Source organism: Kitasatospora sp. NPDC054939 (assembly GCF_053610105.1).
On record NZ_JBSGXP010000203.1, the window covers coordinates 1 to 12331 of the forward strand.

A 12331-nucleotide genomic window follows, 5' to 3' on the forward strand; every position below is an offset into this window, starting at 1 on the left:
GTCCACAGGCTGTGGACGGCGCCGACTCGCGTGCTGCGCTACGGGCGCCCGTAGTGGGTCGGGTGGAAGCCGCTGCTGATCGTGGAGATCCGCACCGGCCGGCCCGGCCGGGGCGCCTCGACGAACCTGTTGCCGCCCAGGTAGACCGCCACGTGGTGGATGCCCGACGCCCGGCCGCTGTCCGACCAGAAGACCAGGTCACCGCGGCGCAGCTGCCCCTTGGTGATCGGCGTGGTCGCCGCGTACTGGTCGTCGGCCACCCGCGGCAGCTCGATCCCGCTGCGCCGGAACGCCTGCTGGACCAGCCCCGAGCAGTCGTAGCCGTCCGGCCCGTCGCCGCCCCACACGTACGGCTTGCCGAGCTGGGCGAGCGCGAACTGCACGGCGGTCTCGGTGCGCCCGGCCGACGGCGCCGCCGCCTTCTCCGAGGAGAAGGAGGGGGAGTGCACGGCCGGCTTCGTCGCCCCGCCCCCGGACTGGCCGGTGCGCGCCAGGTAGACATCGCGGTGGGCGGTGTAGCGCCATTCGCCCTTCGCGTTCCTGAACCAGTACCGGGAACCGTCCCAGCCCTGCTTCATCCCACCGGAGGAGGCCCCGGAGGAACCGGCAGCCGGTGCGGGAGCAGAGGTGGCGGTGGCGGTGGAGGTAGCGGTGGAGGCGGTGGCCGCAGAGGCCGCCGGCTTCGTCGCCCCGCCGCCGGACTGGCCGGTGCGCGCCAGGTAGACATCGCGGTGGGCGGTGTAGCGCCATTCGCCCTTCGCGTTCTTGAACCAGTACCTGGAGCCGTCCCAGCCCTGCTTCCCGGGCGCCGCGTGGGCGGCCCCGGCACCGGCGGTCAGGCCGACCGCACCGGCACCGGCCAGCACGGTGGTCGCCAGGCAGGTGTTCCGCACGGCGCGGTGTATTCGACCGGCCCCGCCCGTCGCGGCGGGCCTGGCGGTGCGCGGCCGCGCCGCACAGGCCGGGCAGCCGCAGCCCGCGAGCGGCGGGATGCCGCCGACGAACTCCTCGAAGCCGAGCAGCGCGCCGTCGGGGTCCGGGCCCCGATCGGCGCCGTCGGCCGTCGTCGTGGTGCCGGTCGTCATGCCGGTCGTCCTTCCTTCCGCCCGGCCCGGACGGCCGGGGGCGGTACCTGGGCGGCCACTCCGGCCGGGGCGACGAAAGCGACCAGCAACTGCTCCATCAGGGCGCTGCGGGCGGCCTCGTCCAACTCGTGGGCGGTGGCCCGCTCCAACCGGCGGACGGCCAGCGCCGCCGCCTCGACCGCGTCGTCGACCAGCACGGTGCGCAGGCCGGCGTCCAGGTCGGCCAGCCGGCGGCGGCGCATCGACTCGGCGACCTCGGGTGCGTAGTCCAGGGCCAGCGGCTGCACGGAGTACACCTCCAGCCCGGCCGGGGCGACCTCGGCGGCCAGCGCCCGGGTCAGCTCGTCGGCGAACCACTGCCCGTCGCGCAGTGCCGGGCCGGGCGCCGCGTTGCTGTCGCAGGGCAGCGTGGACGCCGTCCGGGTCAGCACCGCCTGGACCTGCTCGCGCAGGTAGTTCTCGTGGTCCGCGATCGACAGCAGCGCCCGCGCGGTGTCCTTCACCCGCCAGACGATCAGCAGCCGGACCACGATCGGCGTCCCGGTGCGGTCGACCACCTTGACCTGCTCGCTGCGCCAGTGCCGCAGCCGGACGTCCACCCGGCGGCGGCGCAGCAGCGGGTTCACCCAGACCAGGCCGGTGCGGCGGACGGTGCCCCGGTAACGGCCCCAGCGGGTGAGCACCCGGGTCTCGCCGCCCGCGTTGGCCAGCAGCCCGGCCAGCGCGCCGACGACCAGCAGTCCGGCCGTGGCCACCGAGGCCACCGACCGCCCGCCGACCTCGGCCGGCCCACCCGCCCGGACGGCGCCGCTGCGCAGGTCGGGCAGCACGTCCCAGTACGGGACGACGCCGTCGCGCAGCAGGACCAGGACGACCGCGGCCGTACCCGCCAGCAGGGCCAGCACAGCGATCCAGCCGGGCAGGGCGACGGCCGGGTGCTCGCGCAGCACCGGGTCGACCCGCGGCGGCCGGCGGGCGGTGGTCGCCGCGAGCGGTCCGGCGGGCGCGGGGTCGTGGGGGTGCTCGCGGGCCTGCGCGTGGGCGTGCTCGTACGCCTGCGCGTGGACGGGCTCGGGCGCCGCTTCGAGCGGGTCGCGCAGGTCGACCGCGCCGACGGCGCTCGATGCGGCGGCCGGGCCGCCGTCCCAGGCCCGGCCACCGTCCTGGGCCCGGCCGACTGCGATGCGGGTGGCCGCCGAGCCGGCGGGGCCGCCCGCCCGGGCCAGCGGGCTCGCGCCGGAGGCGGTGCGCTCGGCGGGCGCCGGGGGGACGGGCTGGGGGAGCGGCTGGGTCGGGTGGTCGGGTCGCTGCGAAGAATCGCGGGTGACGTCCATGCACGGATCCTCGGGGTCGGTGTGTCGCGCAACGGGCGGCCCGGATCTGACGGGCAGTGCCAGAGTCAGGCTAAGTTCATACGTCATCAAATGCGACATTTAGGGATATTGCGTGTCGACATTTACTGACGAATCGTCCGAGGTCCGACTGACGCGCAGGCACATGGGCGAATGGTCGTGGCGGTTCGGGGCGGGTCGGTGGGCTTGCAGTCCGGGGCCGACGGCGGTCAGCGCCGCCGTCGGCCGCTCCCCCGGGCGAGCACCCGGTGGGCCATCAGGCCGAGGGCGGCCAGCAGCAGGACGACACCGAGGAGTCCGGTGCGCCGACTGTCCGGTACCGGCCGCTCCGCCGCCGCACCGGCCGCCGGTGGCGCGGCCGGCGTCCGGGCCGGGTCGGTGGCCCCGGCGAGGCCGAGCGGTTCCGCCGGACCGGTGGTCGCCGCCCCCGCCCCCGCCCCCGGCGAGGCAGTGGCACTTGGGGAGGCGGTGGCACTCGGGGAGGCGGTGGCACTCGGGGAGGTGGCGGGGGACCCGGTCGGCGATGTCGGAGCCGACACCGAGGCCGACGGAGACCCCGACCGGGACGGCGACCCGGTCGGGGCGGGCAGGCGCGACGGCGGGACCGACGCGGACGGGGACAGGGCCGGCGAGGGGGACGCGGAGGCCGAGGCCGAGGCCGGGGCCGGGGCCGACAGGGACGGGGCCGGGGCCGACAGGGACGGGGCCGGGGGCGAGGACGGCACCGCGGAGGGCGACGTGCCGGGCACCACAGGGGCGGGCGGCGCGGCCGGTTCGGCGGGACCCACCGGCGGAACCACGATCGGCAGCAGGCCGGGGACGGCGAGGGGCAGCGGCTCGACCGGCACCTCGACCGGCCCGGCCGTCACCGACGCCGACGCTGACGGCAAGGCCGTCGCCGACGCCGGAGCAGCCGAGGGGGCGATGGTCGCCGTGGCCGTGGCGGGCGGGACGGAGGACGGCGCCGCGGAGAGCGAGCTACCAGGCGCCGGCACCACCGGCGGAACCACGATCGGCACCAACCCCGGCACCAGGGGCGGCAGCGGCTCGACCGGCACCTCGACCGGCCCGGCGGTCACCGACGCCGATGCCGCCGCCGGAACAGCCGAGGGCGTGACGGTCGCCGTGGCGGTGGCCGCGGTCGGCGCCGCCGAGGACGCCGAGGCCGAGGGCCGTACCGTCGGGGTCACCCCAGCCGATGCAGTCGGCGACGCACCTGCGGAGCCGGAGGCCGCGGCACTCGCCGAAGCCGAGGCACTCGCCGTCGGGCTCACCGAGGCCGAAGCCGAAGCGCTCGCCGAAGCCGACGCACTTGCCGGAACCGCCGCCGAAGCGCTCGCCGAAGCCGTCGGCGTCGCGACCGGCGTCGCGACCGGCGTCGCGACCGGCGTCGGCACCGCTGCCGCAACGTGGACGGCGACCGCGTCGCCGAGGGCGCTGTTGCCCGCCGGGTCGGTCGCCGTGACGGTCAGCCACTGCTCGCCGTCGACCAGGTCGCGGTTGGCCGTGCAGGTCCAGCTGCCGTCGACGGCGGCGGTCGTCCCGCAGAGCACGATCCGCTCGGGGGCGGAGGAGGCGGGGGCCCCGACGGCCCGGGCGGTGACGATCACCTTGGCGCCGCTCTCGGCCCGCCCGGTCAGCCTGGGCCGGGCGACCCGGACGGTCTCGCCGGCGGCCGGGGAGGTCAGCCGCGGCCGGGCCGGGGCCACGGTGTCGACGACGAGCTGGACGGGGCGGCCGGGGGTGCGGCTGCCCGCGTCGTCGACGGCGACCGGGGTGAGCTGGTGGCGGCCGTCCGTCAGGTTCTCTACGGGCAGGCAGGACCACTCGCCGTCCGGTCGGACCTCCGTGCTGCACAGTTCGCCGGTGCGGTCGGTGACCGAGACGGTGCTGCCGGGCTCGCCGGTGCCGGTGAGCTGGAGGCCGGGGTCGTTGGTGAACTCGGGCAGGGTGAGGACGGGGGCGGCCGGCGGCGCGGTCTTCACGACGATCCGGATCGGCTGGCCGTGCAGCACCACGCCGCCGCTGGTGGTCTCCACCGGGGTGAGGGTGTGCAGGCCGGGGGCGAGCGGGCTGTCGGGTCGGCAGGACCAGCCGCCGGCCCGCTCCACCGTGGCCCGGCAGACGGTCGTCCCGTCGTCGCGGATCTCGACGACGGCGCCGGCCACCCCGCCCTCGCCGCGCACCTGGGGGCGGGCGTCGGCGACGGTGGTGCCGTCCACGGGGGCGGCGATCTCGGGCCGGGGGGCGCCGACGGTCAGTCGGATCCGCTGGTCGGAGACCTGCCCTGAGTCGGCGAAGCCCCCGGAGGACACGAGCTGGGAGGTCTCGCGGCCGAGCCGCAGCCGGGCCCAGGTCTCGCCGGCGGCGGCGCCGGCGGGGACGGTCCACTCCAGCAGGGCGGTGTCGGCGCCGGGCCGGATCTCGGTCTGCACCCGCTCGGTGGCGTCGAAGAGGCCGTTGCGGTCGAAGTCGACCCAGCCGGCCAGGGTGGCGGGGGCACCGCCGACGGCGACCGGGACGGTCAGCCGGTAGTAGCGGCCGATGGCGGCGTCCGCGGGGTAGTCGATGGCGGGGTCGGCGCCCTGGTACTCGTCGCGTCCGGGCTGCAGTTGGGGCGCCGGGCTGGCCCAGACGCTGCGCCGGCTCTCGCCGTGGTCGAGCTGGACGAGCGGTTCGCCCCCGCCGACCCGGACGGATCCGTTGCCGCCCGCGTCGGGGCTCGGGGGCGCGGTGGTGGCGTACGGACGGCGGGCGAGCCGGGCCGGGGCGGTGGCCGCGTCGGAGCCGAGGTAGAGGTCGGACACCAGGTGCGAGGCGTTGCCGTAGCTCTGCGGGGCGGTGCCGACGGCCTCGTCGAGGGTGACGGTGTACGCGTGGAGCAGGCCGTCGGCCGCTTCGCCCTTGCCGGAGCGGGGGGTCGCGCGCTGCTCGACGCGGAAGACCGCGGTGCGGAAGGTGCCCGCGAGCTCCAGGCTGCCCTCGGCGGCGGAGGCGGTGCCGGCGTCGGCGGATCCGTCCGGGTCGGCGGGGGCGAGGGCGTTGCCGGCGACCGTCCAGCCGGGCCAGTCGGTGCGGTTGACCAGCGCGGGGGCGGCGGGGGAACCACCGGTGACGGTCAGTCGGGTGGCGAGGGCGACCGTGCCGGCCTTCCCGCTGACGGTGCCGCCCAGGCCGCTGAGGTGCAGCCGGGGGTTGCGGACCGGCCGGGAGAAGGTGAGCTGCAGCGTGCCGGCGGTGTGCCAGGAGCCGTCCGGCACCGGGCGCTCCTCGGCGATCCGGAAGGTCTGGGCCGGGCCTCCGGGCCGCAGGCCGTCGGAGTAGAGCGCGGCGGCCCGCCCGCCGCCGGCCCGGTCGGACAGCTCGCCCGGCTCGGCCGCCACGGAGACCCCGGGGGAGGGTGCGAAGTCGAGCCGGACGGAGAGGCCGGAGGGCAGGACGGCCCGGCGCTCGTCCTGCCAGGAGTCGGGGGACTGCCGGGCGGCGGAGAACGGCGGCTGCCAGGCGACCAGCAGGCCGGCGGACAGGGCGACGGCGGTGCCGGCCGCGGCCGTTCTGCGCCGGGTGGTGCGGCAGCGTTCCGAGGCGGGGACGGCCGGCGCGGCGCGGTGGGGGGACTGTCGGCTCATCCGGCTTCTCCTTCGGTCTCGGCTGCCTGGGCAGTCTGGGCTGAGCTGAACAGGGTTACTGGACACAAGATCTGACAAAACGGAATCACGGTCCCTGACCGCCCATACTGTGACACTGACTCAATTGCCCGTATCCCACCCGAATGGCGGTCGTCCGACCGGCAAGACGGGATGTACCCGAAAGGGACGCATTTCATCCATTAGGCGGCACGTCCGGGTGATAGCGCGCGATTGCCGGTGATTCCGACCATCCGGTACCGGCCAGTATTCGAGCATTCCCCGGAATACCCTGTTCGAATTGACGGGCCGCTCAGTAGAGTCGGGGCCCGTGACCATCAACCCCGTTCTCATCAAGAGCAGTTTCGCGGTCGTCGAACCCCACGGGACCGCCGTGACCGGGTACTTCTACCGGCACCTGTTCGAGCACAACCCCGGTGTCCGCGGCCTCTTCGCCGCCCACCTGGACGAACAGCAGGACCGGCTCTGGGCCGCCCTCGGCGCCCTGGTCACCCACCTGGAGGACACCGACACCCTGGTCGGCATCCTGCAGGACCTCGGCCGTCGGCACGCCGGGTACGGGGCCCTGGCCGAGCACTTCCCCGCCGTCGGCGCCAGCCTGATCGCCACCCTGCAGCACTACGCGGGCGAGGCCTGGTCGCCGGAGACCGAGGAGTCGTGGGCCGCCGTCTACGGGGTGGTCACCGACGTGATGGGCGACGCGCTCACCGCCGCCCGGTCCGACTGACGGTGCCGACGCGGTGCCCTTCGATCCCGCGCTCGTCCGCGCCAGCTTCGCCGTCGTCGAGCGCCGCGCCGACCACCTGGCCACGTACTTCTACGCCCATCTGTTCGCCCACAATCCCGGCGTCCGGGATTTCTTCCCCGAGGGGATGGCCGAACAGCACGACCGGCTGTTCGCCGCACTGACCCAACTCGTGCTGCGGCTGGAAAGCCCGGAGCGGCTCACCGGCTATCTGCGCGCGCTCGGGCGCGACCACCGCAAGTTCCAGGCCGCGCCCGAGCACTACCCCGCGGTCGGGGCCAGTCTGATCGCCGCCCTGCGGCACTTCTCCGGGCACTCCTGGACGCCGGAGATCGAGAAGGCGTGGACCGAGGCGTTCACCGTGATCGCCGAGGCGATGATCGCCGCCGCCGCCGAGGTCCCGGCCGGCACCCCCGCCTGGTGGGACGCCGAGGTCGCCGCCCGCCGCCGGGCCGGCCCCGACATCACCGTGCTCACCCTCGCGCCGCGGGACCCGTACCCGTTCGCCCCCGGCCAGTACCTCACCCTCTCCAGTCCGCGGGCGCCCCGGGTCTGGCGGCCGTACTCGATTGCCAACGCCCCGCGCCGGGACGGCAGCCTGGACGTCCACGTGCGCCGGGTGCCGGGCGGGCTGCTCTCCACCCCGCTGGTCAACGACGTGCTGCCGGGCGAACTCGTCCGGCTCGGCCCGCCGCTCGGCGACGCCGTCGCCGACCCAGGCTCGCACCGCCCGCTGCTCGCGGTGGCCGGCGGGACCGGCTGGGGCCAGATCAAGGCCGTGCTGGAGCAGGGCGCCGTCGACGCCCGCCGGGCCCTCGTGGTGCTGGCCGCCCGGAGCGACGCCGACCACTACGACCTGGCGGCGGTGGAACGGCTGCTGGCCCGCAGCCCCCGGCTGGAGGTGCTGCTCGCGGCCCCCGAGCCGGGCGGCACCCGCGAGGGCGGGGCCGAACTGGTCCGCGACGCCCTGACCGAACGGGCCGGGCCGGGCGGCTGGGCGGGCTGGGACGTCCACCTCAGCGGACCGCGCGACCTCGCCCCCGCGCTCGCCGACCTGCTGGTCGACCTCGGCGCCGAACCCGAGCTGATCCGGCACGACCCGGTGCCCGCCACCCACAACCGGGCCCGGCCGCTGACCTCCTCCGAGTGGTTCCTCGACCAGCGGGACGTGCCCTGGATCAACCGGACCGAGCTCGGGTGACCCCGGGAACGCAGGAAGCCCCCGGCCGTTGGCCGGGGGCTTCCCCGATGGTGCGCTCAGCAGGATTCGAACCTGCAACCTCTTGATCCGTAGTCAAGTGCTCTATCCGTTGAGCTATGAGCGCAAGGACGGGCCCTGGTGGACCCGGTCTTGCGGAGGGTTGGTGCGCTCAGCAGGATTCGAACCTGCAACCTCTTGATCCGTAGTCAAGTGCTCTATCCGTTGAGCTATGAGCGCTCGCCCTGGTGAACAGTGCCACCGGGGCGGTGCGGGGACAACATTACATGACCTGCGACGCGGGGCGAAATCGATTGATCCGGGCCCCCGCGGCCGGCCCGCGCCCCGTCACCCGGACCCGCCCCGGGCCTGCGCCGGACCCGCTCCGGACCACCCGCTCCGGGGGCTGCCCGGGCACCCGCCGACCGGGCCTGCCGGCCGGACCCTCCCGGGCGCGGCCTCCCCGGACATGCAGAGAGCCCCGCCGACGTGATCGTCGGCGGGGCTCGTCGGCGGAGGCTGAGGGATTTGAACCCTCGATCAGGAATAACCCCGAAACCGCATTAGCAGTGCGGCGCCATAGACCGGACTAGGCGAAGCCTCCTCCACAAGGACCGGAACCCGTACGGCGGATCCGTTCCGTGTGCCAGTGATGATGCCACACCCGAGGGGCCCGGCACCAACCACCGCCAACGATACTGGGCGGGTCGTCCCCGCCGCAAAGAAGAATGAGATACTGCCGTCTCCGGAGGAGCTGCCCCGAACCGAGGAGACCTGTCGACGTGAGCAGCAGGCCGATCCGAGGCACTGCTCGCCTCGCCGCCATACTCGACGCCCTGCCCGACGCGTTGTTGCTGGTGAACAGCAACGGCACGGTCGTCGACGCCAACACCGCGGCCGTCCAGGCCCTCCAGGCCCCCGGCACCTCGCTGGTCGGCATGGGCGTGCTGGACCTCCTGCCCGAGTTCGACCCCAGTCGGATCCCCGGCTCGATGCGGCCCGCCACCCGCGAGGACGAGGCGCTCGACCGGCCGGTCCGGATGACCGCCCGCCGCACCGACGGCACCGCCTTCCCCGTCGAGGTCTCCGGCAACGACTTCGCCGACGACAACGGCGGCTCCGAGGGCCGCGGCTACGCGCTCTCCCCGCTCGTCCCGTACGACCCGTACCGGGACACACCGCGCGCCTCCGCGGCCGGCGACCTCCTGCTGCTGCTCGTCCGCGACCTCTCCGGCCGGCTCGGCGTCGAGGCGGAGCTGCGCCGCCAGCACAAGCAGACCGAGATGATCCTGCGGGCCGCCGCCGAGGGCGTGCTCGGCGTGGACCTCGAAGGCCGCTGCGTCCTGGTCAACCCGGCCGCCGCGCACATCCTGGAGTACCGGGCGAGCGAGCTGGGCGGGCGCGAACTGCACCCGCTGATCCAGCACTCGCGGCCCGACGGCACCCCGCTGGCGCTGGAGGAGTCCGCGCTGCTGGACACCCTGACCTCCGGGCGCAAGCACCGGGTGCGCGGCACCGTGCTGTGGCGCAAGGACGGCCGGCCGGTCACCGTCGACCTCACCACCGCCCCCGTCCGGGACGGCGACCAGTTGGTCGGCGCGGTGATGACCTTCACCGACCGCACCCGCGAACTCGCCCTGGTCGCCCGCAACGAGCACCTCACCGCCGTCCTGGAGAGCGAGCTGGGCGGCGCCCTGACCGCACTGCACCGGCGGATCGACGCACTCGCCGCCGACCCGGCCGGCCAGCTCTGGCCCGAGGCCAACTGGACGCTGCGCCGGCTCGCCGACGAATGCCGCCGCTTCGGTCGGCTGATCGACGGCGTCCTCGCCCACCAGCGCTCCGAGGAGGGCTCCACCGCCGACGGCAAGGACGGCCACGGCGAGGGCAAGGCCCCCGAGCGCGTCCCGGTCGGGCTCGACCGGGTCGTCCGGCTGGCCGTCGAGCAGGCCGGCGAACTGGTCGGCGCGGGCCGGGTGCGGTTCTCCGTGCACGCCGCCGCCGTCGAGGTGATCGCCGACGAGAAGCGGCTCGCCCAGGCGCTGGCCCACCTGGTCGCCGACGTCAGCGGCGTCGCGCTCTCGCTGGACGCCGCCCCGGCCACCCCCTCCCCCGGCCTCGACGCCCCCGGCACCCCGGCGCTGCCCCCGGCCGCCCACGAGACGCCCGCCGTCGTGCTGGCCGCCGCCCAGCGCGGCGAGGTCGCCCGGATCGAGATCCGCGGCCCCGGCCGCGGCGGCAGCCCCGTCCACCTGCCGATAGCCCGCAGCGTGGTCGAGCGGCACGGCGGCGTCCTGCAGCCGCACGAGCTGCCCGGCAAGGCCGGCACCACGTACGTGGTCGAGCTGCCCCTCGACCCGGCCGCGGCCAAGGCCGCCGCCGAACGGGCCGGCGCCGAGGGCCGCACCGACCGGCCCAAGGAGACCGACAGCGCCGTCCTACCCGAACTCCCGGGCATCCCGCAGCTCCCGGCCACCGCCGAGACCGAGGACCCCGCACCCGTCGAGGCCCCCGCGGCCCCGGCCGCCGACGCCGCCGGGACCCCGGCCGCGGAGAACGCCGGCGAGCGGCGCGGCCGGCGCCGCCAGGCCCCCGCCGCGGAGCCCGCCGAGCAGGGCCCGGCCGAGCAGCAGTGGCCCAACGCCCCCGCCCGGGTCGAGCGGGCCGTCCCCGAGCAGTGGAACGGCACCGGCAACGACGCCGCGTACGGGCGCCGGTCGCTCGGCGCCCCCGAGACCCCGCAGAGCGACCCCTGGGGCAAGGACGACGGCCGCTCCGGAACGGCCTACGCCGTCCCGGTCGAGGCCGGGCACCCGTCCGGTCCGATCGCCCTCGGCCCCGGCCCCTCGGCCACCGGTGACGCCCCCGCGGCAGCCCCGGCCGCCCCCGAGTCCCCCGCAGCCGCCCCGCCCACCGCGGTCGGCAGCGGCCCGATCGCCCTCGGCCCGGCCACCGGCGACGGCACCCCGGCCGGCGGCACCCCCGTGGACGCCCCGGCCGCCGCACCGAACGGCGAGCCCGAGCCCCGGCCCTCCCGGCGCCGCCGGGCCCTGCCCGCCGCCGAGGACTCCTCCGGCGGCCTCGCCCTCCCCGGCCTGCCCGAGCCCGGACTCCCGCTCTACCCCGGACTGGAGCACGCGCTGCCCACCGGGCCCGCGCCCGCCGCGCCCGAGCCGCCCACCGCGCCCACCGGTCGGCGCCGCCGACTGGCCGTACCGCCGGACGACGCCGACCCCGCGCCCCAGGCCGAGCCGGCCCCCGCCTCCGCGCTGCCGGCCCTGCCCGCGCTGCCCGCCGTCCCGGCCCCGGCCGAGCCCGAGCCGCCCCGCCCGGTCGGCACCGGACTCGGCGAACTGGCCCCGCCGCGCCCGCTCACCCCAGCCCCGGTGGCCGCACCCGCCCCCGGACCCGCCCCGGTGGAGGCCCGCACCGCCCCGCGCCCGATGGCCGAGCTGCCCGCCGCCACGCGGGACGACCGGCCCGCACCGGTCTCCCCCGGCCTGGACGGGCAGCCGCGCCGGCTGCTGGTCTGGCCCGAGCCCGACCCGGCCACCCGGCAGGCCCTGGAGGACCGCGGCTACCGGCCCGTCATCGTCCGCTCCCGCGAGGAGGTCGACGCCCAGGTGTCGGGCTTCCCGGCCGCGCTCTTCGTCGACCCGCTGACCAGCCCGATCACCCGGACGGCCCTGCAGTCGCTGCGCACCGCCGCGCTCAACAGCCGGGTGCCCGTCGTGGTGACCGCCGGCCTCGGCCAGGCCACCCGGGACAGCGCGTACGGCGCCGACCCGGCCGTCCTGCTGCGCGCGCTCGCCCCCCGCGACGGGGAGCACCACGCGCCGCGCGTCCTGCTGGTCGAGGGCGACCCGGACATCGCCGCCGCACTGATCGCCAGCCTGGAGCGGCGCGGCATGCACGTCGAGCACGCCGCCGACGAGAACGACGCGGTCGCCCGCGCCAGCAGCGTGCAGCCCAACCTGGTGGTGATGGACCTGTTCCAGATCCGCCGCCGCAGGGTCGGCCTGCTGGACTGGCTGCGCGCCAACGACCGGCTGCACCGCACCCCGCTGGTCGTCTACACCTCGGTCGACCTCGACCCGCGCGAACTGCCCCGGCTGCGCACCGGCGAGACCGTGCTGTTCCTGGCGGAGCGGGCCACCACCGAGGACGTCCAGGGCCGGATCGTCGACCTGCTCGGCCGGCTCGGCGCCATGGGCGAAGCGGGTGTGGCCGCCGCGGGCTGACCCCGCGTCGGCGAAGCCGCAGCCGCTACGACGGAGGGCCGGGTGCACCGCGGTGCACCCGGC

6 protein-coding genes and 3 tRNA genes are annotated in these 12331 nt (G+C 76.5%); 3 read left to right on the forward strand and 6 right to left on the reverse strand.

The window, feature by feature from the left end; genetic code table 11:
* Window positions 1-38: 38 nt before the first annotated feature.
* The 3 genes from ACWGB8_RS35575 to ACWGB8_RS35585 form a co-directional block, all read right to left on the reverse strand.
* The gene (locus ACWGB8_RS35575) at window positions 39-1085 is read right to left on the reverse strand and encodes a C40 family peptidase (protein WP_452217800.1); all 1047 of its coding nucleotides are present in this window, start codon (window positions 1083-1085) and stop codon (window positions 39-41) included.
* Window positions 1082-2419, reverse strand: a complete 1338-nt coding sequence (locus ACWGB8_RS35580) for an SPFH domain-containing protein (RefSeq protein ID WP_452217801.1) — start codon at window positions 2417-2419, stop codon at window positions 1082-1084. The genes ACWGB8_RS35575 and ACWGB8_RS35580 overlap by 4 nt, the downstream gene beginning before the upstream one ends.
* A 227-nt stretch (window positions 2420-2646) precedes the next feature.
* Window positions 2647-6066, reverse strand: coding sequence for an Ig-like domain-containing protein (locus ACWGB8_RS35585; RefSeq protein WP_452217802.1), 3420 nt, complete (start codon window positions 6064-6066; stop codon window positions 2647-2649).
* Window positions 6067-6394: 328 nt separating this feature from the next.
* Here ACWGB8_RS35585 and ACWGB8_RS35590 point away from each other — a divergent pair, with 328 nt between their 5' ends.
* Window positions 6395-6811 (forward strand): globin domain-containing protein, encoded by a 417-nt coding sequence (locus ACWGB8_RS35590; RefSeq protein WP_452217803.1) that lies wholly within the window; start codon window positions 6395-6397, stop codon window positions 6809-6811.
* 13 nt (window positions 6812-6824) lie between these two features.
* On the forward strand, window positions 6825-8030 hold the full coding sequence (locus ACWGB8_RS35595; RefSeq protein ID WP_452217804.1) for a globin domain-containing protein: 1206 nt from the start codon (window positions 6825-6827) through the stop codon (window positions 8028-8030).
* A gap of 48 nt (window positions 8031-8078) precedes the next feature.
* Here the strand turns inward: ACWGB8_RS35595 and ACWGB8_RS35600 are convergent.
* From ACWGB8_RS35600 to ACWGB8_RS35610, 3 genes are all read right to left on the reverse strand, one after another.
* Window positions 8079-8154: transfer RNA gene (locus ACWGB8_RS35600), tRNA-Arg, on the reverse strand.
* A gap of 37 nt (window positions 8155-8191) precedes the next feature.
* A tRNA-Arg gene (locus tag ACWGB8_RS35605) sits at window positions 8192-8267 on the reverse strand.
* Window positions 8268-8540: 273 nt separating this feature from the next.
* Window positions 8541-8631, reverse strand: a tRNA-Ser gene (locus ACWGB8_RS35610).
* Between the two features lie 178 nt (window positions 8632-8809).
* On the opposite strand from ACWGB8_RS35610, the gene ACWGB8_RS35615 reads away from it, so the two are divergent.
* A complete protein-coding gene (locus ACWGB8_RS35615) occupies window positions 8810-12268 on the forward strand; it encodes a PAS domain-containing protein (RefSeq protein WP_452217805.1) in 3459 nt (1152 codons plus the stop codon).
* Window positions 12269-12331: the final 63 nt, after the last annotated feature.

Excerpts from the sequence above, each read along its gene's own strand:
- ACWGB8_RS35575 (WP_452217800.1), bottom strand. The coding sequence starts at position 1,085 with ATGACGACCGGCACCACGACGACGGCCGACGGCGCCGATCGGGGCCCG.
- ACWGB8_RS35580 (WP_452217801.1), bottom strand. The coding sequence starts at position 2,419 with ATGGACGTCACCCGCGATTCTTCGCAGCGACCCGACCACCCGACCCAG.
- ACWGB8_RS35585 (WP_452217802.1), bottom strand. The coding sequence starts at position 6,066 with ATGAGCCGACAGTCCCCCCACCGCGCCGCGCCGGCCGTCCCCGCCTCG.